Below are 23,469 nucleotides of genomic sequence, written 5' to 3' on the forward strand. Positions count from 1 at the left end.
GCATGCCACATTGCGTCGGGCGTCGCCCCGGGTGGCGCCCTCCCACCCCCGAACCGAAGAGGTGCGTCCCTGGTGACTACGGCACAGATTCCGGCGAACGGAACCCCGCAAAGATCACGCCTGCCCGCCCTGACCGGGATGCGATTCATCGCGGCGGCGGCGGTGTTCCTGTTCCACGCGATGTACCAGATGTTCTTCGCCTCCACACAGGCACAGGCGGACTACACGTCCATCTTCGGACGCGCCGGATACCTCGGTGTCGGCTTCTTCTTCGTGCTCAGCGGCTTCGTGCTCACCTGGTCGGTGCGCGACGAGGACACCACCCCGCGGTTCTGGCGGCGCCGCTTCTTCAAGATCTACCCGAACCACCTGCTGACCTTCGTCGCCGCGTTCATCCTGCTGACCACGGTCTCCGGCGCGGTGGTCGAGAAGAAGCCCGCGATCCTCAACTTCTTCCTGCTGCAAGCCTGGTTCCCCCAGTTCGAGATCAACAACAGCGTCAACAACATCTCGTGGTCGCTGTCGTGCGAGGCGCTGTTCTACCTGGCGTTCCCGCTGCTGTTCGCGCTCATCCGGCGCATCCGCCCCGAGCGCCTGTGGGCCTGGGCCGCGGTGGTGGTCGTCGGGATCTTCGCCGTGCCGTTCGTGTCGCTGCTGCTGCCGGACCCGGAGCAGCTGGCCTGGATGCCCGCCTCGCGCAACCAGTTCTGGTTCATCTACTTCTTCCCGCCCGCACGTCTGCTCGACTTCATCTTCGGCATCGTGCTGGCCCGGATCGTGCTCGCCGGGCGCAAGCTGCCGCTGGGAGTCGGCGGCGCCGTCGCGCTGGCGGTCACCGCGTACGCGCTGGCGCCGCTGGCCTGGGGCAAGTTCAGCTTCGTGGCGATCACGGTGGTGCCGATCGGCCTGGTCATCGCGGCCGGTGCCGTCGCCGACGCCGAGGGCCGCCGCACCTGGCTGGCCAGCCCGGCGATGGTATGGCTGGGCAACGTGTCGTTCGCCTTCTACCTGTGGCACTTCATGGTGCTGACATATGGCCACCATTGGCTGGGCGACGGCAGCAACTTCAGCACCCCGGTCGCGCTCGGCGTGATCGCCCTGCTGGGCGGGGTCACCCTGCTGCTGTCCTGGCTGACCTTCACCCTGTTCGAACGGCCGATCATGCAGCGGTTCGCCAACCCGCGCCGCCCGCTGGCCACCGCCACCGCGCCCACCCCGGAGCCCGCGCCGGAGCCGGTCCCGGCAAAGTAGCGCGGCCCGTGCAGGTGACCCCGGATGCTCCCCCGTACATCCGGGGTCACCCCATTTCCCGGCCCTGCGGCGTCGCGCCGGGCCCCGCAATCTGGAATACGACGGCAGCGATCGTGATCGATAAAGTTGAGGCGACTTCCGCTCCACAAGGCTTCTGGAGTTCCCATGAGCAGCGGCACACCCGTCGCCATCGATCCACTCGGCCGCGACATCCACGGCGAAGCGCAGCGCCTGCGCGAGCAGGGCCCCGTCACCCGCATCGAGCTGCCCGGCGGCGTGCTCGCCTGGTCGGTGACCGGATACGACGTCGCCCGGCGGGTGCTGGCCGACGAGCGCTTCTCCAAAGACCCCCGCAAGCACTGGACCGCGTACGCCGAGGGCCGTATCGACCCCGACTTCCCGCTGATCGTCTGGGCGCGGATGGAGAACCTGACCACCGCGCACGGTGACGATCACAGCCGCCAGCGCCGCCTGATCGCCAAGGCGTTCAGTCCGCAGCGGATCGCCGCCATGCGCCCGAAGATCGAGAAGCTCGTCGCCGAGCTGCTCGCCGAGCTGAGCGACCTCCCCCCCGGCACGGTGGTGGACCTGAAGGCGCAGTATGCCCACCCGGTGGCCGCCCGCGTGATCGGCGAGCTCATCGGCGTGCCCGAGGCGGACCGCGACACGGTGCTCGGCGCCGGATACGCCGGCACCAGCGCGGCGGTGACCCCCGAGAACGCGGCCGCGGTGTTCGCGCAGCGGTTCGCCGCCATCCAGGGCATCATCGAGGCCAAGCGGCGCGAACCCGCCGAGGACCTGGCCAGCGACCTCATCGCCGCCCGCGACGAGGACGACTCGCGGCTGTCCGCCGCCGAGCTGGTGAGCACCCTGCTGCTGCTGCTCAACACGGGCACCGAGCCGGCGATGAACCTCATCGTCAACGCCGCCCACGCCCTGCTCACCCACGAGTCCCAGCGCGACCTGGTGCTGGCGGGCGAGGCCGGCTGGTCCGGCGTGATCGAGGAGACGCTGCGGGTGGAGGCGCCCGTCGCGCACCTGCCGTTCCGGTACGCCGTGGAGGACGTCGACCTCGACGGGGTCGTCATCGCCAAGGGCGACCCGGTGCTGGTCCACTTCGCCGCCGTCGGGCGCGACCCGGAGGTGCACGGCGAGAGCGCGTGCCGGTTCGACACCACCCGCCAGAGCAAGCAGCACCTTTCCTTCGGACACGGCATGTACCGCTGCCTCGGTTCCTCGCTGGCCTGGCTGGAGGTCGAGATCGCGCTGGCGACGCTGTTCGCCCGCTTCCCCCGGCTGGCCCTGGCCGTGCCGCCCGAGAAGCTCGCCCCGCAGGGGACCTTCATCATGAACGGCCTGCACACGCTGCCGGTGCTCCTGCACGGCGTCGCGGACGCGCAGTCCTGACCGAGCGTCCCGACCGATCAGAGAGGTGTGCCATGAGAGCCGCCGTCATCACCCAGGCCAAGAGCCCCTGGCTCCTGCGCGAGGTGCCCACCCCGACCGCCGGCCCCGGCCAGGTGCTGATCCGCGTGCACGCCAGCGGGTTGTGCCACAACGACCTGTACCTCAGCCAGGGCGTCCTCCCGCTCCCCCCGCTCGACCCGGTCGTCACCGGCCACGAACCGGCCGGTGAGGTCGTCGAGGTCGGGCCCGGGGTCACCTCCCGCAAGGTCGGCGACCGCGTCGGCGCCACCTGGGTGCAGGCCACCTGCGGCACCTGCGACTACTGCCGGCTGGGCCGCCCGCTGACCGGGCAGGCCGCGATGAGCTGCCGCGGCGCGACCCTGACCGGCCTCACCGCCCCGGGCGGCCAGGCCGAGTACATCGCGGTGCGGGCCGAGAGCACCGTGCTGCTGCCCGACGGCCTCAGCTACGAGTCCGCCGCCCCGGTGCTGTGCGCCGGGTACACCGCCTGGAGCGCACTGCGCGCCGCCCAGCCGCAGCCCGGCGAGCGGGTGGCCGTGCTCGGCATCGGCGGGCTCGGGCACCTGGCGCTGCAGTTCGCCCGCGCGAGCGGGTTCGAGACCGTCGCGGTGACCCACAGCGCCGACAAGCACGACCTGGCCCGCAAGCTGGGCGCCGACCACGTCGTGGCAGACGGCGCCGAGCTGCGTGCCGCGGGCGGGGCCGACGTGCTGGTCGTGACCGGCGCGTCCAACGCCGCGGCGTCCGACGCGCTACAGGGCGTGCGCGCCGACGGCCGGGTGGCGATGACCACGATCGACCCCACCACCCCGCTGGCGATCGGCCCGATGGCCGGGATGTGGTGGAAGCGGCTGCGCATCGTCGGGGCCAGCCACGACGGCCTGGACCGCCTCGCCGAGGCGCTGAAGCTGGTCGCCTCCGGCGCGGTCACCCCGATGGTCGAGGCCTACCCGTGTGAGCGCATCAACGAGGCCGTCGACCGGTTCGAACGGGGTGAGGTGCGATTCCGCGCGGTGGTCACGTACTGATCCGACGCCGTACGCGGCGCGACCCGCCCGGACCGTGGCACTGCCACGCCGAGCGGGTCGCCGCCGTCTTCGCGCCCCTATCCGCCCAGCGCGGCGAGCTCCGCGCGCAGGCCGACGTCGGTGGCCTTCAGCAGGTCGACCAGCGCCGTCTCGGTGGCGGGCACGGCCGCGTAGAGGGGCGTGAACCGCGCCCCGCGCAGCTGCTTGGCCTGCCAGCCGGTCGGCCCCAGGTGGATGCGGCGCATGCCGTGGGCGTACGCGTACTCGATCGGCAGGTAGTAGGCCGCGTTGAAGTAGCCGGCGACGTCGCGGCTGTCCGGCAGCAGCAGGCCCGCGCTGTACAGCAGCAGCTCGCCGGTGCCCGCGATCAGCGTGGCGCTGGCGACCGGCTGGTCGCCGACGCTGACCATGGTGAGGATGAAGTCGTCGCCGCACCGGTCCACCAGGCGCTGGTAGACCGCCAGCGCCTCGTGCTCGTCCCGGTAGCCGCCGCGCTGGAGGTAGCCCTGCGCGTTGAGCCAGGCGGCCGCGGCCAGGTGCGGGCGGCACTGCTCGCCGGTGAACACGTCCACCCGGCCGCCGGCCCGCGCGGCGGTCTCCCGGCGCGCGTTGCTGCGCCGGCCCTTGGACAGCATCGCCAGGTAGTCGTCGATGCCGTCGCCGGGCAGGTCGAGCACCGGGTAGAGGTCGGCCATCCCGACCGCGAAGCCCTCCTGCTCGAGCACGTCGAGCAGCGGGTCGCCCTGCGGCACGTGCAGCAGCGCCGGGACGGCCTGCTGCCGCCCGGCCTCGGCGACCAGCCCGGCGACCAGCGTGCTCAGCTGCGCCGCGGTGGGCTCGGCGGCGGCCACCACCGGGGAGCCGTAGCCGGTCGCCGCGCAGACGAGCTGCCTCGGGTAGGCGGCGCGCAGCGCCTCCAGCTGCGCGGGATCGACTTCCAGCCCGGCCACCGCCCCGCTGGCGACGTCGGCGGCGTTCATCCGGGGCGCGGGGCTGAGCGTGTCGCGCAGCCACAGGGCGGGACCGTCGGGCAGGCCCAGGAACCGCACGGGCTCGCTGGTGCCCGCCGCCCAGGCCAGGCTGGCGCGCGGATCGGCGGGGCGGCCCGGCCACCAGTGCGCCGCGCGGTCGGGCTCGGCGACCAGGACCGGTTCGACCGTGTCGATGCCGACCGCGGCCACGGCGGCGGCGGCGTTGCCCGCGGCGGCCTCGGCCGTGTCGCCGGTCGCGATGATCCGGCCCAGCCGGTCCCAGGAGGACAGCAGCTGGCCGACCCGGGCGCCGGGCGCCGCGGTCACCCGCACGTCGACCACCCCGGCCACGGCCCGCGCCGCGTCGGCGCCGCCGACGCGGGTGACCAGCCCCGGGGACGCGGTGAGGAAGTGCACCGCGGCGCCCCGGGCGGCGCGGGCCGGCCGGCCCGGGTCGGTCCCGGAGCACACGGTGATGAGGTCGCCCACGATGTTGCCGCCGTATGCCAGGTCCAGCAGCGGGATCAGTTCGTCGCCGGGCAGCCGGCCCGCGCACTCGACCAGGTGCGGCACGCCGTCGACCAGGATCCACTCGCTGTGCAGCGTGCCGTAGCCGAAGCCGACCGCCGCGACGAACGCCCGCAGCGAGGTTTCGAGCCGCTCAGCCACCTCGGCGGGCAGCGGGGCGGGCATGACGTGGCCGAGCTCGACCGGGTGGCGGCCGGGCAGCACGGACTTCGCGGTGATGTTCGCGAAGACGACCTCTCCGGCGCGGACGATCGCCTCGATGCTGAGCTCGGGCCCGTGCAGCCGCTCCTCGACCAGGTAGCGCGGCCGGAATCCGCGCGGCGCGCGCATCAGCGGCTCGTCGGCGTCGACGGTGCGCTGCCACGCGGCGTCGACGTCGTCACCGGCGCCGAGCAGCTGCACCCCGACGCTGGCCTGCCGGTTGGCGGGCTTGAGCACGAACTCCGCCCGCCCGAACGCACGGATGTCGTCCGGGCCGGTCACCTCCTGCCAGGCGGGCTGGGCCACCGCACGGCGCGCGGCGGCGCGGCGCAGCCGGGTCTTGTCGCGCAGGTTGCGCGCGGCCTCCAGCCCCGCGCCCGGCATGCCGCGCAGGTGCGCCAGCGCCGCGGCGCCGACGACGCCGTATTCCTGGCCGGGGATGATCGCGCCGAGCTCGTCGGGCAGCGCGAGCGCGCCCATGATCTCCAGCGCGGCGGCCTCGTCCTGGATCGGCGCCTCGACCAGCTCGGCGATGCATGGATAAGCGTCGACCTTTTCGCGCAGTCCACGTGCGGCAATTACGTCAGGATCATCGACGATGATGAGTCGGCCAGGTGGCAGGGCGCGTTCGACGCCGGGCAGCAATGCGATCCCGAATCCCACCATAACAACCGTGCTGTCAGGCACTTGGCACCCCGCTCGTCTGTCTGGAAAGGATAATCATATAACATGATATAAAGATCCATCCAAAATGGATCTTGCATCGGAATGGCCGGTTCACGACGGGGGTATACCCATGGGCAAGGTCCGCCAGTACCTCAGCGAGTACGCCCCGAAGTCCCGCGCGGGACGCACCCTGGTCGCCGTGGCCGTCACCGACTCCATCGGCACCGGGCTCTACCTGGCCGGGTCGGTCCTCTACTTCGTCCGCGGCGTCGGGCTGCCAGCCGAGGGCGTCGGCCGCGGCCTGGCCATCGCCGGGGTGGTCGGCCTGCTGACCACGGTGCCGCTGGGCCTGCTCGGCGACCGGATCGGCGCCAAGAGCATGCTGATGGCGATCCAGACCTGGCGCGCGGTCATGCTGGTGCTGCTGGCCTTCGTCAGCGACCTGTCCGGCTTCGTCGTCGGCGCGATCGGCCTGACCATCGCGGTGCGCGCAGCCTACCCGGCCTCGCAGGCCCTCGTCGCCAACGTCATCACCGGGCCCGACCGGGTCAGCACGATGGCCATGATGCGGTCGGTCCGCAACGTCGGCTACTCGCTGGGCGCTCTGCTCACCGCCCCGATCTTCGCCGCCGACACCCTCTGGGCGTACCGGTCGATCCTGCTCGTCAACGCCCTCACCTTCCTCGTCTCGGTGGTGCTGCTGGCCACGCTGCGGGTGCCCACCCAGAGCACCGAATCCGTGGCCGGGCGCGCCCGCCGCCCCGCCGGGGTCAAGGACCTGCGGTTCATGGCGCTGTCTCTGCTCAACGGCGTGTTCGCGCTGCACAACACGATGCTGGCGATCGCCGTGCCGCTGTGGGCCCTGGCCACCGACGCCCCCCGCTGGCTGGTGTCGGTGCTGTTCGCTGTGAACACCGTGCTGGCCGTGGTCTTCCAGGTCGCCTCCGCCCGCGGCAGCGACCAGCCGGGCTTCGGCGGGCGCGCCCTCACCAAGGCCGCGTTCTCGCTGGCCGCGGCCTGCCTGTTCTTCGCCGCCGCCGTCCTGGACAACCCGTACGCCGAGATCGCCGCGCTGGTGCTGGGCGTCGCCGCGCTGACCGGCGGCGAGCTGTGGCAGTCGGCGGGCTCGTGGGAGCTGGCGTTCCGGCTGTCCCCGCCGGAGCGGCGCTCGGAGTACCTGGCGGCGTTCAACCTGGGCCAGGCGGTGGCCGACATCGCCGGGCCGCTGCTGTTCACCGCCGCCGTGGCCTACCGCTCGCCCGGCTGGATCGTGCTGGCGGCCTTGTTCCTCGTGGCGTCGCTGCTGATCCGCCCCTTCGTGGGGGCGGCCGAGCGGCGTGCGACCTGGAACCACCCCGCCCCCGAACCCACCCCGGCGCCCGCTCCGGAACCCGCCGTCGCCCCCGCCGCGACCGGGCTCCAGAAGGGCGACTGAGCGACCCGGCCACGAGCGCGAGGCCGGTGACCGACGGTGCCGTCGGGTCACCATCTCGGCCGCCGGATCACCGGCCCGCGCGCTCGGATGGATCACCTGCCGCCCGGCGCGGTCGGCCCGCGCCGGGCGGCCCGAACACTCAGGCCGCCGTCGCGGCGACCGGGACGGCGGCGGGCCGCGGCGGCTCCGCGATGCGCCAGTAGCCGAAGGCCAGGGCCAGGCCGAGGGTGACGATGCCGAGGCCGGAGATCGGCTTGACCGCCATGACCAGGATGTCCACCACCGCCAACGCGGGCATCCACAGGGCGACGCGCCGCTGGACCGCCAGCACCACCGTCAGCGCGACCAGGCCGAAGAAGAAGAACAGCGGCCCGATGTCGTAGAACGCCGCCTGCACGCCGGGGACGTCGGCGATCCGGCCGGACAGCTCGTCCATGGCGTCCTTGGTCGTCGCGTGGAACCCGACGTACAGGTCGAGCACCATCTGGCCCGCGCTGGCGACCAGGCCCACGATGGTGGCCGCTCCCGCGATGTTCGCGGTCAGCCGCTGGCCGCGCGTGCCGGCCGCGGCGATGCGGCGCAGCGTGAGGCAGACGACGGCGAACGCGACGAAGCCGATGATCCACACGCTGTGCGCGACCGTCCAGCCGAGACCCGGCGACTTGCGGGCGCCGAGCGGGCGCATCAGGAACCAGGCGAGGAACAGACACAGCGGACCGGTGACAAAGGACAGTTTCGCGATCTTGAGCACGTCCCGAGTATCGACCGGCGCGCGATGATCAGGCAGATGGTGATGATCACATCGCCGCGGCGGACCGCCCCGCGTCCAGGCCCCGGCACGGCCGGGCGGCGGATCCACACGGTACCTCCCCGGGCCGCCGACGCGAACGCCCCGCGGTCGTCCGCCGACCGGCCCGGGACTGCCTCCTCGCCGGCATCAGCTTGCCGACCTGCTGTTTCTCTGCGCGTTCAGGACGCGAAGTCGGCAATCCCGAAGATGTGCGCCAGGCCACTCGGATGCCAGGGTCGTATAGCGCCGGACGTCAATGGATCACGGCGCTTGCCGGGAGGACTGATTCATGGATAACACAGCTGTTGCTCCCCCGCACGACGCCCTGGTCGCACAGGCCGCGGGTCTCGTGCCGCTCATCGCCGGGCACGCCGCCTGGTCCGACGAGAACCGCCGCCTGCACGAGGAGGTCGTCGAGGCGGTCACCGCGTCGGGCATCCTGCGGATGCGGGCGCCCCAGCGCTACGGCGGCCACCAGGTCGACCTGCGTACCGTCAAGGACGTCATCACCCAGATCGGGCGCGGCGACGGCTCGGCCGCGTGGACCGTGTCGGTGTGGACGATCTGCTCCTGGCTGGTCGGGCTGTTCCCCGACGAGGCGCAGGACGAGGTCTTCGCCAACCCCGACGCGCGGGTGTGCGGCCTGCTCAGCCCGGGCGGCATGGGCACGCCGGTCGACGGCGGCCTGCTGGTCAACGGCCGGTGGCCGTTCAACTCCGGCTCGCTGCAGAGCCACTGGAACTCGCTGATCGTGGTCGCGCCGATGCCCGACGGCCAGATGGCGCCGGTCATGGCCCTGGCGCCGATGTCGGACCTCCAGATCATCGACGACTGGCACACCAGCGGCCTGCGCGGCACCGGCAGCGTCACGACCGTGGCCCAGGACCTGTTCATCCCGCAGCACCGGATCCTGCCGATGGGCCCGGTCCTGCACGAGATCTACGCGTCCAAGCACAACGCCGACGTGCCGGTGTACCGCACGCCGATGCTGCTCACCGCCGCGACCACCACGGCCGGCTCGGTGCTCGGCCTGGCGGCGGCGGCCCGGGAGGCGTTCTTCGAGCGGCTGCCGGACCGGAAGATCACCTACACGTCGTACGAGAGCCAGCGTGAGGCGCCGCTGACCCACCTCCAGGTGGCCGAGGCGACGCTGCGGCTGGACGAGGCCGAGTTCCACGGCGACCGGGCCGCGGGGACGCTGGACGCCAAGAGCACCGCGGGCGAGGCCTGGACCACGGTCGAGCGGGCCCGCGTGCGCGCCGACCTCGGCCGCATGGTCGAGCTGGCCAAGGGCTCGATCGACGTGCTGAAGAACGCCAGCGGCGCGTCGTCGATCTACCAGTCGGGGCCGCTCCAGCGCATCTCGCGCGACATCGAGGCGCTGAGCCTGCACGCGATCCTGCACCCGGACACCAACTACGAGCTGTACGGCCGCGTCCTGGCCGGGTTCGAACCCAACACCCTCTACATCTGAGCCCGGAGGACTTCCCCATGGAGCAGTTGACCTGCCCGCACATCATCGACCGTACGGGTTCGGACGTGCACGCCGAGGCGGCGCAGATCCGGGCCAACGGCCCGGTGTCCCAGATCGAGCTGCCCGGCGGCGTGCTCGCGTGGTCCATCGTCGGCTACGAGGAGGCGGTCCAGGCCCTGGCCGACGCCCGCTTCTCGAAGGACCCGCGCCAGCACTGGACCGCGTTCCGCGACGGCCGGATCGGCCAGGACTTCCCGCTGATCGGCTGGGCGCTGATGGACAACATGACCACCGCGTACGGCGCCGACCACTCCCGCCTGCGGCGGCTGACCGCCAAGGCGTTCACCACCCGGCGGGTCGAGGCCATGCGGCCCCGGGTGCGGGCCATCATCGACGGCCTGCTGGAGGAGCTGGCGGCCGTCGAGCCCGGCGAGGTCATCGACTTCAAGGCCCGCTACGCGCACCCGTTCCCGTCACGGGTGATCTGCGAGCTGTTCGGCGTGCCCGAGGAGCGGCGCGCGGCGATGCTGCGCGGCGGCGAGCTGAACGTCGACACCACCCTGACGCCGGAGGAGGTCGCGGCGAACATCGAGCAGTGGCACACGCTCATGCACCAGTTCGTCGCGGACAAGCGCCGCGAGCCCGGTGACGACCTCACCTCGGACCTGCTCGCGGCCCAGGAGGAGGACGGCAGCCGGCTCACCGACTCCGAGCTGGTCGGCACCCTGTTCCTGCTGCTGGCCACCGGCACCGAGCCGGTGATGAACCAGCTCACCAACTCGGTGCACGTCCTGCTGTCGCACCCCGAGGAGCTGGCCCGGCTGCGCAGCGGTGAGATCACCTGGTCGCAGGTGATCGAGGAGACGCTGCGGATGGAGGCGCCGGTGGCGCACCTGCCGTTCCGGTTCCCGATCGAGGACGTCGAGGTCGGCGGGGTCGTCATCCCCAAGGGCGACCCGGTGCTGATCGGGTTCGCGGGCATCGGCCGGGACCCGGTCAAGCACGGCCCGACCGCGAGCGAGTTCGACCCGACCCGGTCCGACAAGTCGCACCTGTCCTTCGGGTACGGCATCTACCGCTGCATCGGCATGCCGCTGGCCATGCTGGAGCTGGAACTGGCCCTGCCGGCCCTGTTCGAGCGCTTCCCCGGCCTGGAGCTGGCGGTGAAGTCCGAGGAGGTCGAGCCGCAGGGCACGTTCATCATGAACGGCCGCAAGGAGCTGCCCGTCCGCCTCGCGGGCGCGGCGGTTCAGGCCGCCTGAGGCCGTGGAGCCAGGGCGGGCAGTGCGAACAGCGTCATGAATCGCCTGCCCGCCCGCTCATCCCCTTCGATGGTCAGGATGCCGGTATCCAGCGCCTCAGTGACGTCGCGCCCCTGGTACACCACCTCAGCCAGCACGAGCGGGGTGGTGCGGATCGTCGCGTCCGGGGCCGGTGCCGAGCCGCGGGCGATGTCCAGCCGCTGCGCGGCCACGCGCGCCCGGAAGCTGTCCTCGGCGAGGTCGAGGCCGATCTCGGCGGTCAGCCCGTCGCTGCGCGCGGGCTGGAACATGGTCCGGAACGAGATGATCAGCGAGTCGACGCTGAGCGCCTTCGGGGTGATCGGCAGCGGCGAGCGGGCGCCCCAGGCGCCCAGCTGCAAGATGATCGGCTCCAGCTCGGCGCCCCAGGCGGTCAGCTCGTACACCGTGGACGCGGCGGGCGGGGGCAGCCGACGGCGGCACACCACGCCGGCGTCCTCCAGCTCCTGGAGCCGCTCGGTCAGCACGTTGGAGCTGATCCCGGGCAGACCGGCGCGCACGTCGGTGAACCGCTTGGGGCCGAGCAGCAGCTCGCGCGCGACCAGCAGCGCCCACCGCTCCCCGATCACGTCGAGTGCACGGGCGGCCCCGCACCCGTCGTGGTAGCTGCGTCTGGTTCCCATGGGGCCCCATGGTATCCGCCTTCGGGCGTGTCGCCAGGCCTCTGGTTGTTTTTCCGAACCGGCAAGTTATAGATTCGCACCGACTAATCCATAATCGACAGTCGTTACCCGACTTCCGCCAGAGCCGGGGCCAGTCGTCTGAAGGAGAATCACCGTGAGCGCGAGTGACATGACCGCGGCGGGGCCCGACCCCCGCCGCTGGAAGGCCCTGGCACTGCTGTGTACCGCCATGTTCGTGGTCAACCTGGACGCGCAGATCGTGCTGCTGGCGATCCCGTCCATCGAGCGTGATCTGCACTTCACCGGCGGCAGCCAGCAGTGGGTGCTCAGCGCCTACCTGCTGACCTTCGGTGGTCTGCTGATGCTCGGCGGGCGGATGGCCGACCTGCTCGGCCGCCGCCGCATGTTCTTCATCGGCACCGCGCTGTTCCTGCTGGCCTCGCTGCTGTGCGGGTTCGCGTGGACCGGCGGCGTGCTGATCGCGGCCCGCACCCTGCAGGGCGCCTCGGCCGCCGTGATGGCGCCGACGGCACTGTCCATCCTGGTCACCACGTTCGACGAGGGCAGCGAGCGCAACCGCGCGCTCGGCATCTGGTCCGGCGTGGCCGGGTTCGGCGCGACCGCCGCGCTGCTGGTCGGCGGCCCGATCACCGACACCCTCGGCTGGGAGTGGATCTTCTTCCTGAACGTGCCGATCGCGCTGGTCCTGCTCGGCTTCGGCCCGACCCTGCTGCGCGAGAGCAAGGGTGAGCGGAGCAACTCCTTCGACATCGCCGGCGCGATCACGATCACCCTGGCCCTGGTGCTGCTGGTGTACGCGGTGGTCGAGGCCCCCAAGGCGGGCTGGCTGAGCGCGCAGACCCTCGGCCTGCTGGTCGCCTCGGCGGTCGTGTTCGCCGTGTTCGCCCGGGTGGAGTCGCGCTCCGCGGCGCCGCTGGTGCCGCTGCGCATCTTCCGCTCCGGCATCCTGGTCGGCGGCAACCTGGTGATGCTGCTGCTCGGCATGATCGGCTTCGGCATGGGCCTGCTGGTGTCGCTGTACGCGCAGCAGGTGCTCGGCTACACCGCGCTGCTGTTCGGCCTGGGCATGGCGGTGATGACCGTGATGACCGTGTTCGGCTCGGCGGGCGGCCAGGCGCTGGTCACCAGGATCGGGTTCCGCCCGGTCGCCGCCGGGGCGATGGCGCTGCTCGGCATCGGCTGCGTGCTGCTGTCGCGGATCTCGGCCGACGGCAGCTACCTCGGCGACATCCTGCTGCCGCTGCTGGTGTTCGGCCCCGGTCTGGGCGGCTGCTACGTCGCCGCGACCATCGCCTCGCAGACCGGCGTCAAGGCGGAGGAGGCCGGTCTGGCCTCCGGCATCAACAGCGCCTCGTTCCAGATCGGCGGCGCGCTGGGCGTGGCGATCTGCTCCACGGTCGCCGCCGCGGTCACCGGCCTGGCCACCGGCCCGGTCGCGCTCAACGAGGGCTTCCAGAGCGCCTTCGTCGCCTGCGCGATCTTCGCCGCGCTGGGCCTGGCGGTGGCGCTGCTGCTGGTGCGCCCGTCGCGCCAGTCGTCGCCTGCCGCCGTCGCCACCAAGACCCCGGCCACGGCGCAGGCCGACTGACCACGTACGTCGGCAAAGGGGCGGCCCCGGGGCCGCCCCTTTGCTGTATCGACGGACAGCAATCAGGAAGATGTGCCGTCCGCCACCGGGCGGCACGCTCATGTCTGACCCAGACTGCTGATGCCAAGGAGGCAATCGGTGTCGACCACCCACGCCCCAGCCGGGGCCGACCTAGTCGAACGCGCCACCCAGCTGCAACCCCTGCTGCGTTCCCACGCCCTGTGGACCGAGGAGAACCGGCGCCTGCATACAGAGAACATCGAGGCCCTCGCCGACGCCGGTGTGTTCCGGATGCGGGTGCCCACCCGCTACGGCGGCCTGGAGAGCGACTCCAAGACCATGGTCGACGTGTGCGGCGCGATCGGCCGCGGCGACAGCTCGACGGCCTGGAACATCTCCGTGTGGTTCACCTGCACCTGGATGGCGAGCATGTTCGCCGACGAGGTCCAGGACGAGGTCTTCGCCACCCCGGACGTACGCGTCTGCGGTGTGCTCAGCCCGACCGCGGTGGCCGTGCCCAGCAACGGCGGCTACCTGGTCAACGGCAGCTGGCACTTCGTCAGCGGTGCCCTGCACAGCCAGTGGCAGGTCATCGTGGCGCTCGCGCCCGCCCCGGACGGGGTGCAGCAGATGCCGGTGCTGGCCATGGTGCCGATGTCGGACCTGGAGATCGTGGACGACTGGCGCACCGCGGGCCTGCGGGGCACCGGCAGCGTGTCCACCGTGGCCAAGGACGTGTTCGTGCCCGCGATCCGGGTGCTGCCGGTGCCGCTGGTGCTCCAGGAGCAGTACGCCTCGCAGCTCAACACCGCCATCCCGATGTTCCGCACCCCGCTGATGCCGGTGGGCTGCGCCTCGTTCGTCGGCGGCTCGGTCGGCATCGCCCGCGCCGCCATGGACAACTTCATGGAGCGCCTGCCCGGCCGCCCGATCACCTACACGGGGTACGAGAGCCAGGCCGCGGCGCCGCTGACGCACCTCCAGCTGGCCCAGGCCAGCCTGCTGACCGACGAGGCCGAATACCACGCCCAGCGGATCGCCGCGCTCGTCGACCACAAGGACCGCAGCGGCGAGGCGTGGACGCTGGAGGAGCGGGTCCGCACCCGGGTCAGCACCGGCCGCGCGTTCCAGCTCGTCAAGTCGGCCGTGGACGTGCTCAACACGGCCAGCGGCGGCTCGTCGGTGTTCAGCACGGTGCCGATCCAGCGCCTGGAGCGCGACATCCAGACGATGAACCTGCACGCCCTGATGCACCCGAACACCACTGCGGAGGTCTACGGCCGCGTCCTGTGCGATCTGGAACCCAACACCCCCTTCATCTGATCGAAAGGCGTGGCGATGTACCCGTACCGCATCGACATCCCGCAGGCTCAGCTGGACGATCTGCACCGCCGGGTGACCGAGACCCGCTGGCCCACCGAGCCCGCCGGGCTGGGCTGGAGCCGCGGCATCCCGCTGGACTACCTCAAGGAACTCGCCGACTACTGGGTCAACACCTACGACTGGCGCAAGGCCGAGGAGCGCCTCAACCAGTACCCCCAGTTCATGACCGAGATCGACGGCGCGAACGTGCACTTCCTGCACGTACGTTCGCCTGAGCCGGACGCGACGCCGCTGGTGCTCACCCACGGCTGGCCGGGGTCCATCGTGGAGTTCCTGGACTCGATCGGCCCGCTGACCGACCCGGTCGCGCACGGTGGCACCGCCGCCGATGCGTTCCACCTGGTCATCCCGTCGATCCCGGGCCACGGCTTCTCCGGCCCGCTGACCGAGACCGGCTGGGACATCCCACGCGTGGCGCGGGCCTGGGTGGAGCTGATGAACCGCCTCGGCTACGACCGGTACGGCGTGCAGGGCGGCGACTGGGGCTCGTTCATCTCGCTGGAGATGGGCCGGATCAACCCGGACCAGGTCATCGGCGTGCACGTCAACCTGCTGCTCACCCCGACCTCCGGCGACCCGGCCGAGCTGGAGGGGCTCTCGGAGGTCGAGCACGTCCGCATCGCCCGGCTCAACAACTACCACGCCGACCTGTCCGGCTACGCCAAGGTGCAGTCGACCCGGCCGCTGACGGTGTCCTACGGCCTGCACGACTCGCCCGTGGGCCAGCTCGCCTGGATCATGGAGAAGTTCCGGGAGTGGACCGACTCGGCCGGCCTGCCGGAGGACGCCGTCGACCGCGACCTGATGCTGACCAACGTGATGCTGTACTGGCTGACCGGCACCGCCGGGTCCTCGGCGCACCTGTACTACGACTCGGGCAACTACCTGGGCAAGTGGTTCATGCCGGGGCCGCGTGAGGTGATGAACGTGCCGATCGGCGTCGCGGTGGCCATCCCGGACGTGACCCCGCCGGTGCGCACCTTCGCCGAGCGCGACCTGCCCACCATCTCCCACTGGGAGGAGTACGACCGGGGCAGCCACTTCTTCGCCATGGAGGAGCCGGACCTGTTCGTGCACGACGTGCGGCTGTTCTACCGCTCGCTGCGTACGGCCCTGGCGGCCTGAACCGACACCGCGGCGGGCGGGCCGAGCCCGCCCGCCGCGAACGGTCCTCAGTCGACCAGCGAGCCGCAGGTCAGGTTCAGCACCGTGCCGGTCATCGCGGCCGCGCGGTCCGAGGCGGCGAACACCGCGGCCTCGGCCACGTCGTCCAGCGTCGGCAGCCGCTTGAGCAGCGTGTTCCCGGCCGCCCCGGCGACCATGTCCGACAGCGGCACCCCGGCCCGCGCCGCGATCGGCTCGAACACCTCGCGGCTGTAGGAACCGGCCTCGATGGCCTGCGGCACCGCGTCCGGGCGCAGGCAGACCACCCGCACGCCGCTGCCGCCGAGCTCTCCGGCCAGCAGGCGCGAGGTCGCCTCGATCGCCGCGCAGGTCACCCCGAAGCCGAGGAAGCCGGGGCCGGGCAGCTTCGAGCCGGGCGTCGACAGCGACAGGATCACCCCGGAGCCCTGCCGGGTCATGTGCCGGGCGGCGGCCTTGGCCGTCACGAACTGCGCCCGGGTGTACGCGTTGATCGGGTGCAGGAAGTCGTCCAGCGCCAGCTCCGCGAACGGCGTGCCCTGCACGTGCATGATGCCGACCGCGTTGAGCACGATGTCGATCGAGCCCGCCTCCTTGGCGACGTGGTCGGCGTGGTCGGCGACGGCGTGCTCGTCCATCGCGTCCAGCTGCGCCGTCTCGACGCTGCCGCCCTCGTCCCGGATCCGCGCGGCCACCGCGTCCAGCTTGGACTGGGTGCGCCCGGTCAGGTAGACGGCGGCACCCTCCCGGGCGAAGGCGCGGGCCACGGCCGAGCCGATGGCGCCGGCTCCACCGTGGACGATGGCGTTCTTGTTCGCGAGCAGCATTGGGGGAATTCTTCCTCTTTGGGGGCAAGGTCCATCTTGCTAACGGCCGCACCCGCGCACAGGACACGTCGTGCGGCCGTTTCATCCCCGGTGCCGCCGCGCGGGTCAGGCCCCGTAACCGCCGTCGACGTTGACGGCGGCACCCGTGATGTACCCCGCCTCGGGTCCCGCCAGGAACGCCACCAGCCCGGCGACCTCGTCCACGGTGCCGTAGCGGCCCGCCGCGATGAACGGCACCGTGAAGCCCGCGAACGGGCCGTCGGCCGGGTTCATGTCGGTGTCGACCGGGCCCGGCTGCACGGTGTTGACGGTGATGCCGCGGCTGCTCACCTCGCGGGCCAGGCCGCGGGTGAAGCCGGCGACGCCGGCCTTGGTCAGCGCGTACACGCTGCCGCCGCCGTAGTGGATGCGGTCGCCGTTGACGCTGCCGATGGTGATGATCCGGCCGCCCTCCCCCATGTGCCGCAGCGCCTCCCGCGAGGCGTGGAACACCGCGTCCAGGTTGACCGCCACCATCCGCTCGTAGTGCTCGTCGTCGATCTGGTCGATCGGCGCCACGACCGCGACACCGGCGTTGTTGACCAGGATGTCCACCTTGCCGAAGCGCTGCGCCACCTCGGCGATCCCGGCCCGGACGGCGGCGCCGTCGGCGGAGTCGACCCGCAGCGCCACGGCCTGCCCGCCCTGGCTGTCGATCTCCTTCACCACGGCTTCGGCCCGGTCGGCCGACGCCTGGTAGGTCAGCGCGACCGTGGCGCCCTGCGCCGCGAGCCGCTTGGCGATCCCGGCGCCGATGCCGCGCGATCCACCCGTGACGACGGCGACCTTGCCCGCCAGCTGCTGTGCCATGACACTCCACCCCTCAGTTCGACTTCTTGAGTGCTCATTCAACATGTCATGGCGCAGCCCCCCGCCGCAAGTGATATCTTGAACAGGCACTCAAAAACTTTCCGGAGGGTACGGCGATGACACCGGCACTCGGGCGGCCCCGCGAGTACGACACCGACGAGGTGCTCGACCGCGCCATGAAGGTCTTCTGGGCCAAGGGCTACGAGGGCACCAGCATGGCCGACCTGACCGCCGCCAGCGGCCTGAAGCCGGGCAGCATCTACTCCGCGTTCGGGTCCAAGGCCGGGCTGTTCGAGCGGGTGCTCGACCGCTACGTCGACACGGTGTTCGGCTACGCCGCGGCGGCGGTGCGGGCGCCGACCGTGCGCGAGGTGGTCCGGCGCTGGCTGGACGGGGTGGTCCACGCCACCACCGGCAGCACGACACCGCCCGGCTGCCTGCTGGTGCAGGGCGCGCTCGCGGTCGGCGACACCGCCCGCGCGGTGCAGGAGCAGCTGCACCGGCGCCGCCTGGCCGGGGAGCGGATGCTCGTCGAGCGGCTGGAACGCGCCCGCAGCGAGGGCGACCTGCCCGCCGGGGCCGACCCCGCCGCGATCGCGGGCTGGCTGCTGTCGCTGAGCGCGGGCATGTCGGTCGAGGCGGCCGGGGGCGCCGACCGGCGGCGCTTGCAGCGCACCGCCGACCTGGCGCTGGCCCGGCTGCCGTGGGAGTGAACGGCGCCGTCAGACCGGCTTGGTGAACGTGTCGCACTGGCGCCCGTCACCGGTCTGGTAACCGGTGCCGAACCAGCGGCTGCGCTGCTCGGAGGTGCCGTGGGTGAACTTCGACTCGTCGACCCGGCCGCCCGCCTGGGACTGGATCCTGTCGTCGCCGATCGCGGCGGCCGCCTCCAGCGCCTGGTCGATGTCGGCCTGGGTCAGCGAGCTGAAGATGGGCTGCCCCTTGGCGTCCTTCGTCTCCAGTGCGTGCTTGGCCCATACCCCCGCGAAGCAGTCGGCCTGGAGTTCCAGCCGGACCGACAGCCCGTTGGCACTGCCCGGATCGGCCTCGGAGCGGCGCTGCACGTCGTCGGAGGTGCCCAGCAGGTCCTGCACGTGGTGGCCGTACTCGTGGGCCAGCACATACGGCTGGGCGAAGCGGCCCTTGGCGCCGAAGCGCGAGGCCAGCTCGTCGTAGAAGGACAGGTCGATGTAGACCTGGTCGTCCAGCGGGCAGTAGAACGGGCCCACCCCGCTGTCGGCCGTGCCGCAGCCGGTGTTGACCTGCTGGGCGAAGAAGACCGTGTCCACCTGCTGGTACTGCTCGCCGAAGGTGGTCGGCAGCGCGGTGCGCCAGTACGCCTGGATCGAGTTCACGTACAGCGCGTTGCGGCACTCGCTCTGGTTGAGCCGGTCCGGGTTGGCCGTCGAGCAGGTCTGGTCCACGCCCGGCCCGCCCGCCTCGTCGCCGCCGTCGCCCATCAGCTTCGGGCCGAGGAACGTCCCCGCCACGATCAGCGCGAGCACCAGCAGCGTGCCCAGCGTGCCGCCGCCGCCCGGGATGGGGATGGGAAAGCCGCCACCGCCGAGACCGCCGAGCGAGCCGCCGCCGGAGCCCCGCTTGTCGGTGACCTGACTGGTGTCGATGTCAGCGTTCTCGTTGAGGGTCATGCGCGCCGGATACCCGCCGCGCGGCGCGATATTCGGGCCGCGCCGTGTCAGCTCGGGATGTCGGCCGGGGCCGTTACGCTCCGCCCATGGCCGAATGGATCTACTTCCTGCACCCGCCGCGCGACGACTTCGCGGCCACCATGACCGACGCCGAGAAGGCGGCCTGGGGCGTGCACTTCGAGCAGCTCAAGCAGCTGCTCGCCGACGGCGTGCTGATCCTGGCCGGGCCGACGCTGGGCCGGGTCAACACCGGCATCTGCGTGTTCGAGGCCGAGGACGAGGCAGCGGCCATGCAGATCATGAACAGCGACCCGGTGGTCGCGGGCGGCTTCGCCCAGGGCGAGCTGCGCCCGTTCCGCGCCGCCCTGCTGCGCGGCCGCTGAGTCTGAGCGGCGCACCGCGACCGGTCAGGGCACCACCACGACCGGCCAGCGGCCGAGGCGGACCAGGCGGGTCGCGACCGAGCCGAGGAACCGGTGCCCGGCCTGCGCGGACGTGCCGACGACGAGCATGTCGGCCTTGAACTGGTCGGCGGTGTCGCGCAGCTGCGCGAACGGGTCGCCCTGGCGCACCACGAAGGTGACCGGCAGGCCCATCTCCTCGGCAGCCTGGCGCGCACCGGCGCGCAGCTGCTCGGCGACCTCGTCGTTGGCGTCGGCGGCGGCCACGGCGAGGTCGGCGTACATGGTGGTGAGCAGGCCCGAGGGGGCGCCGACGAAGACGACGACCAGGCGGCACCGCTGGCGGCGGGCCAGGCCCGCGGCGTACGCGGCGGCGTGCTCGGAGGTGGGGCTGCCGTCGACCCCGACCACGATCACGCGGGGGCCGTCGGTGCCGCACTCGAACTCGTGGCGCAGGGCGGCCGGGCCGTAGTGCTCGGCCGCGCCGATCGGAGTGTCCATCAGCTGCTCAGGTTCCTATCGAGGGGCGTCCACGTCAAGCATGCCAGTTCTTGCCGAGTACGCAAAGTTGCCCATGCGGCAAGTTTGCCCGGCGGGCGGTAAAGTGTGCGGTTGTGGAGACGACGATCACGCTGCGCGAGCGCAAGAAGGAAGCCACCCGGCAGGCGCTGCACGAGGCGACCCTGCGGCTGGCCCTGGAGCGCGGCTTCGACGCGGTGACCGTCGACGCGGTCGCCGACGAGGCCAACGTGTCGCGGCGGACGTTCTCCAACTACTTCCTCAACAAGGAGGACGCGCTGCTCTACGGCGACCGGGCCCGCATCGACGGGCTGCTGGAGCGGCTGCGCGCCCGGCCCGCCGGCGAGCCGCCGTGGCAGGCGCTCACCCGCAGCTCCGCCGCGCAGTTCGCCCAGCGGCGCGACCCGGACCCGAACTGGCTGGGACAGCTGCGCCTGCTGCGCCGCCACCCGTCGCTGCTGGCCCAGCAGGCGGCGATCCAGGCCGCGTTCGAACAGGACCTCGCCGCCGAGATCGCGGCCCGCGACCCCGGCCACCCGGGCGAGCCGATGCGCTCGCAGATCATGGCGGCGGTGTTCCTGGCGACCATCCGCACCGTCGCCGCCCAGTGGGCCGAGCAGAAGGGCCGGACCACGCTGGCGGCCGCCATCCAGGCCGGTCTGGCCTGCGCCGGAGAGCGCTTCGCCTGAGCCGTCCGCCGCGGCAAGTAGTTGCCCTGTGGGCAAAATTACTTGTTGTGCAAAACTTCAGCTTCACGGCGTAGCGTCACGCCTCGTGCGGCACCCTGCGATAAGACGCTGGCTCCGCAGGCTGCTGCCTGTGGTGGCGATCGGGCTGGCGCTCTACACCGTCCGCGACAAGGTCCCGAGCGCGGGCGAGATCTGGCCGGTGCTCGCCGGCGCCGAACCCGGCTGGCTGCTGGTGGCCCTGGCCGCCGAGTGGGTGTCCATGGCCATGTTCGCCCGGCAGCAGGTCGCGCTGCTCAAGGGCGTCGACGTGGACGTGCCGATGCGCAGCGCGCTGGCCGTGACGTACGGCCGCTCGGCCATCGCCATCAGCATGCCCGCCGGATCGGCGGTGTCGGCGGCGTTCGCGTACCAGTCGTTCCGCCGCTGGGGCGCCAGCAGCGAAGCCGCCACCGCGGTCATGATCCTGTCCGGGGTGTGCTCGTTCGCGGCGCTGGCGCTGCTGTACCTCACCGGCTTCCTGACCATGGTCGCGCGGGCGCCGCAGGAGATGTGGCAGGCCCACCCCGCCGGGGTGCTCAGCGCCGCCGCCGCCGTCGCGGCCGCCGTCGGCCTGCGCATCTGGCGCCGGTCGCCGCGCCGCCCCGACTGCGCCGAGCGCGTCACCCCGGTCGCGGACCCGCGCCCGGCCCGCGGCCGGCTGCACCAGCAGTGGCGCAACCTGTCGGACCTGCTGCGGCGTACGGTCTCCGTCAGCGCCACCATCGCCCGCCACCACCGGCGCGCCGCCCTCGGCTTCGCCGCCGCCAACTGGCTGGCCGACCTGGTCTGCCTGGCCGCCGTCTCCCGCGCGTTCGACCTGCCGCTGACCTTCGTCCAGCTCGGCACCGTGTACGTCGTCGTCCAGCTGGTCCGCCAGATCCCGGTCTCCCCCGGCGGCATGGGCGTCATCGAGGCCAGCCTGCTCACCGCGCTCACCTCGGCCGGGGCCGGGCAGGCCCCCGCCACGGCGGCCGTCCTCGGCTACCGGCTGTTCTCCTGCTGGCTGATCATCCCGATCGGCCTGGCGATCTGGGCCCATCTCGGCCGCGTCAACGCCCGGCAGCCGCAGCCGGCCGTGCCCGAGCCGGTCATGCTCTAGTCAGCCACAGGTACGGCCGGGGCTGGATCGCGTTCCACTGCCGCTCCTGCTCGGCCGGCACCCGGACGAACCCCGCCCCGAGGTAGCAGGCCAGCGCCGCGTCGTTGCCCGGCACCAGGCGCAGGAACACCGTCTCGTGCACCGCGACGGCCAGCTCGGCCAGCCGGGTCACCAGCACCCGGCCCAGGCCCCGGTGGCGCCGCCGCGGGTCGATCAGCAGGCGGGCCAGCTCGACCTCGCCCTCCTCGTCGTCGAGCCACAGCTCGCCGTAGCCGACCGGCTCGGCCCCGTCCAGCAGCAGGTAGGCGCGCACGTCCGGCTCGGCGGACCAGCCCGCGATCACCTCGGCGGGCACGGGCGCCGCGTCGCGCGAGCACCAGGCCGACACCTCGGCGGGGGTCGTCGCCCAGCGGCTCACCAGCGCGGCCGCCTCGTCCCGGAACGGCACCACCGTCAGCTCCGCCATACCCCCGCCTCCTCCGCCGGCCGCACCGACGCGGCGCCGCACGCTAACACCTCGCCGCAGCCAACGCCGGTGGGCCCGCACGGACCCTGGGCGGACAATGGGAGGGTGCGGGTGGTGCTCGCCGGGGACACCATGCTCGGGCGGGGCGTCGGCGACCGGCTGGCCGCCGGGGCGGCGTTCGAGGAGCTGTTCTCCCCTGCCGTACGCCGGATCTGCGCCGCGGCCGACGCGTGCGTGCTCAACCTGGAGTGCTGCGTCAGCGACCGGGGGCAGCGCTGGGCCGCGCCCGGCAAGCCGTTCTTCTTCCGCGCCCCGCCCCGCGCGGCCGCCCTGCTGTCGTGGCTGGGGGTCGGGTGCGTGACGCTGGCCAACAACCACGCCCTCGACTACGGCTCGGTGGCGCTGCTGGACACCCTCGCGCACCTGCGTGACGCCGGGATCGCGGCCGTCGGGGCGGGCCCCGACACCGACGCGGCGCGCGCCTGGCGGGTGCTCTACGCGGGCGGCCTGCGGCTGGGCGTGCTCGGCTGCACCGACCACCCGGCCGACTTCGCCGCCGGCCCCACCGCGCCCGGGGTCGCCTACGCCGAGCTGCACCAGGGCGTGCCGGACTGGCTGGCCGGGCAGATCGCCGCGATGGCCGCCGACTGCGACCTGGCCCTGGTGCTGCCGCACTGGGGCCCGAACATGACCACCCGCCCCGTGCCGTACGTGCGGACCGCGGCCCCGCGCCTGCTCGCCGCGGGCGCGGCGCTGGTCGCCGGGCACTCCGCGCACGTCTGCCACGGCGCGGCCGGCCCGGTCCTGTACGACATGGGCGACCTCATCGACGACTACGCCGTCGACCCGGACCTGCGCAACGACCTGGGGCTGCTGTTCGAGGTGACCGCCGACGCGCACGGGCCGGTGCACGCCGACGCCGTGCCGCTCGCGCTGGACTTCTGCCACACCCGGCTCGCCCGCGACCGGGAGGCGGCCTGGATCGGCCGCCGGTTCGCCGCCGCCTGCGCCGAGCTCGGCGGCACGGCCGCACCGGTCGCGGACGGCCGCTGGCGGGTGCCGCTGCGCTGAGCCGCGGCTGAGCCGGGCCGCGGCCCGGA

Annotated in this window: 22 protein-coding genes; 14 read left to right on the forward strand and 8 right to left on the reverse strand. The window is 72.5% G+C overall.

Annotated elements, in window-relative coordinates; genetic code table 11:
- The first annotated feature begins 138 nt into the window (after window positions 1–138).
- The 3 genes from Cs7R123_RS07610 to Cs7R123_RS07620 all read left to right on the forward strand — a co-directional run bounded on the left by Cs7R123_RS07610 (window position 139) and on the right by Cs7R123_RS07620 (window position 3,707).
- On the forward strand, window positions 139–1,251 hold the full coding sequence (locus tag Cs7R123_RS07610; RefSeq protein WP_212824598.1) for an acyltransferase: 1,113 nt from the start codon (window positions 139–141) through the stop codon (window positions 1,249–1,251).
- A 165-nt stretch (window positions 1,252–1,416) separates the two neighbouring features.
- Window positions 1,417–2,658 carry a cytochrome P450 gene (locus Cs7R123_RS07615; RefSeq protein ID WP_212824600.1) on the forward strand — a complete coding sequence of 414 codons (1,242 nt, stop codon included), beginning with the start codon at window positions 1,417–1,419 and terminating at the stop codon, window positions 2,656–2,658.
- 32 nt (window positions 2,659–2,690) lie between these two features.
- Complete coding sequence (locus Cs7R123_RS07620; protein ID WP_212824602.1) at window positions 2,691–3,707, forward strand: alcohol dehydrogenase catalytic domain-containing protein; 1,017 nt, start codon at window positions 2,691–2,693, stop codon at window positions 3,705–3,707.
- A 77-nt stretch (window positions 3,708–3,784) separates the two neighbouring features.
- Here Cs7R123_RS07620 and Cs7R123_RS07625 read toward each other — a convergent pair whose 3' ends face one another.
- Complete coding sequence (locus tag Cs7R123_RS07625; protein WP_244871675.1) at window positions 3,785–6,070, reverse strand: GNAT family N-acetyltransferase; 2,286 nt, start codon at window positions 6,068–6,070, stop codon at window positions 3,785–3,787.
- 133 nt (window positions 6,071–6,203) lie between these two features.
- Between Cs7R123_RS07625 and Cs7R123_RS07630 the strand changes: the two genes are divergently transcribed.
- Window positions 6,204–7,508, forward strand: coding sequence for an MFS transporter (locus Cs7R123_RS07630; protein WP_212824606.1), 1,305 nt, complete (start codon window positions 6,204–6,206; stop codon window positions 7,506–7,508).
- A gap of 139 nt (window positions 7,509–7,647) precedes the next feature.
- Here Cs7R123_RS07630 and Cs7R123_RS07635 read toward each other — a convergent pair whose 3' ends face one another.
- On the reverse strand, window positions 7,648–8,259 hold the full coding sequence (locus Cs7R123_RS07635; RefSeq protein ID WP_212824608.1) for a hypothetical protein: 612 nt from the start codon (window positions 8,257–8,259) through the stop codon (window positions 7,648–7,650).
- Between the two features lie 328 nt (window positions 8,260–8,587).
- Between Cs7R123_RS07635 and Cs7R123_RS07640 the strand changes: the two genes are divergently transcribed.
- Both Cs7R123_RS07640 and Cs7R123_RS07645 read left to right on the forward strand, forming a co-directional pair.
- Window positions 8,588–9,772, forward strand: a complete 1,185-nt coding sequence (locus Cs7R123_RS07640; protein ID WP_212824610.1) for an acyl-CoA dehydrogenase family protein — start codon at window positions 8,588–8,590, stop codon at window positions 9,770–9,772.
- Between the two features lie 17 nt (window positions 9,773–9,789).
- Window positions 9,790–11,034 (forward strand): cytochrome P450, encoded by a 1,245-nt coding sequence (locus Cs7R123_RS07645; RefSeq protein ID WP_212824612.1) that lies wholly within the window; start codon window positions 9,790–9,792, stop codon window positions 11,032–11,034.
- Here the strand turns inward: Cs7R123_RS07645 and Cs7R123_RS07650 are convergent.
- On the reverse strand, window positions 11,022–11,696 hold the full coding sequence (locus tag Cs7R123_RS07650) for a helix-turn-helix domain-containing protein (RefSeq protein ID WP_212824614.1): 675 nt from the start codon (window positions 11,694–11,696) through the stop codon (window positions 11,022–11,024). The two genes, Cs7R123_RS07645 and Cs7R123_RS07650, sit on opposite strands and share 13 nt — an antisense overlap.
- Before the next feature lie 154 nt (window positions 11,697–11,850).
- Between Cs7R123_RS07650 and Cs7R123_RS07655 the strand changes: the two genes are divergently transcribed.
- The 3 genes from Cs7R123_RS07655 to Cs7R123_RS07665 all read left to right on the forward strand — a co-directional run bounded on the left by Cs7R123_RS07655 (window position 11,851) and on the right by Cs7R123_RS07665 (window position 15,813).
- Complete coding sequence (locus Cs7R123_RS07655; RefSeq protein ID WP_244871676.1) at window positions 11,851–13,305, forward strand: MFS transporter; 1,455 nt, start codon at window positions 11,851–11,853, stop codon at window positions 13,303–13,305.
- Window positions 13,306–13,425: 120 nt separating this feature from the next.
- Window positions 13,426–14,628 carry an acyl-CoA dehydrogenase family protein gene (locus tag Cs7R123_RS07660; RefSeq protein ID WP_212824616.1) on the forward strand — a complete coding sequence of 401 codons (1,203 nt, stop codon included), beginning with the start codon at window positions 13,426–13,428 and terminating at the stop codon, window positions 14,626–14,628.
- Between the two features lie 15 nt (window positions 14,629–14,643).
- Window positions 14,644–15,813, forward strand: coding sequence for an epoxide hydrolase family protein (locus Cs7R123_RS07665; RefSeq protein WP_212828982.1), 1,170 nt, complete (start codon window positions 14,644–14,646; stop codon window positions 15,811–15,813).
- A 47-nt stretch (window positions 15,814–15,860) separates the two neighbouring features.
- Here the strand turns inward: Cs7R123_RS07665 and Cs7R123_RS07670 are convergent, their stop codons facing one another.
- Together Cs7R123_RS07670 and Cs7R123_RS07675 are read right to left on the reverse strand one after the other, a co-directional pair.
- Entirely contained in the window at window positions 15,861–16,658 is a 798-nt protein-coding gene (locus tag Cs7R123_RS07670) for an SDR family NAD(P)-dependent oxidoreductase (protein ID WP_244871677.1), read from the reverse strand.
- 105 nt (window positions 16,659–16,763) lie between these two features.
- Entirely contained in the window at window positions 16,764–17,507 is a 744-nt protein-coding gene (locus Cs7R123_RS07675) for a 3-oxoacyl-ACP reductase family protein (protein WP_212824617.1), read from the reverse strand.
- Window positions 17,508–17,623: 116 nt separating this feature from the next.
- Between Cs7R123_RS07675 and Cs7R123_RS07680 the strand changes: the two genes are divergently transcribed.
- Window positions 17,624–18,220: a TetR/AcrR family transcriptional regulator gene (locus Cs7R123_RS07680; protein ID WP_212824619.1), complete on the forward strand. Its 597-nt coding sequence runs from the start codon at window positions 17,624–17,626 to the stop codon at window positions 18,218–18,220.
- A gap of 9 nt (window positions 18,221–18,229) precedes the next feature.
- Here the strand turns inward: Cs7R123_RS07680 and Cs7R123_RS07685 are convergent, their stop codons facing one another.
- Window positions 18,230–19,156, reverse strand: coding sequence for a neutral zinc metallopeptidase (locus tag Cs7R123_RS07685; protein WP_212824621.1), 927 nt, complete (start codon window positions 19,154–19,156; stop codon window positions 18,230–18,232).
- 86 nt (window positions 19,157–19,242) lie between these two features.
- On the opposite strand from Cs7R123_RS07685, the gene Cs7R123_RS07690 reads away from it, so the two are divergent.
- The gene (locus Cs7R123_RS07690; protein ID WP_212824623.1) at window positions 19,243–19,539 is read left to right on the forward strand and encodes a YciI family protein; all 297 of its coding nucleotides are present in this window, start codon (window positions 19,243–19,245) and stop codon (window positions 19,537–19,539) included.
- 24 nt (window positions 19,540–19,563) lie between these two features.
- On the opposite strand, the gene Cs7R123_RS07695 is transcribed toward Cs7R123_RS07690, so the two are convergent.
- Window positions 19,564–20,058, reverse strand: a complete 495-nt coding sequence (locus tag Cs7R123_RS07695; protein WP_212824625.1) for a universal stress protein — start codon at window positions 20,056–20,058, stop codon at window positions 19,564–19,566.
- 113 nt (window positions 20,059–20,171) lie between these two features.
- On the opposite strand from Cs7R123_RS07695, the gene Cs7R123_RS07700 reads away from it, so the two are divergent.
- Window positions 20,172–20,765, forward strand: a complete 594-nt coding sequence (locus Cs7R123_RS07700; RefSeq protein ID WP_212824627.1) for a TetR/AcrR family transcriptional regulator — start codon at window positions 20,172–20,174, stop codon at window positions 20,763–20,765.
- 130 nt (window positions 20,766–20,895) lie between these two features.
- Entirely contained in the window at window positions 20,896–21,903 is a 1,008-nt protein-coding gene (locus Cs7R123_RS07705) for a lysylphosphatidylglycerol synthase transmembrane domain-containing protein (RefSeq protein WP_212824629.1), read from the forward strand.
- On the opposite strand, the gene Cs7R123_RS07710 is transcribed toward Cs7R123_RS07705, so the two are convergent.
- A complete protein-coding gene (locus Cs7R123_RS07710; RefSeq protein WP_212824631.1) occupies window positions 21,893–22,369 on the reverse strand; it encodes a GNAT family N-acetyltransferase in 477 nt (158 codons plus the stop codon). The genes Cs7R123_RS07705 and Cs7R123_RS07710 overlap by 11 nt on opposite strands.
- Before the next feature lie 105 nt (window positions 22,370–22,474).
- Here Cs7R123_RS07710 and Cs7R123_RS07715 point away from each other — a divergent pair, with 105 nt between their 5' ends.
- A complete protein-coding gene (locus Cs7R123_RS07715) occupies window positions 22,475–23,440 on the forward strand; it encodes a CapA family protein (protein ID WP_212824633.1) in 966 nt (321 codons plus the stop codon).
- Window positions 23,441–23,469: the final 29 nt, after the last annotated feature.

This window comes from Catellatospora sp. TT07R-123 (assembly GCF_018327705.1).
Taxonomy (GTDB): Bacteria; Actinomycetota; Actinomycetes; order Mycobacteriales; family Micromonosporaceae; genus Catellatospora.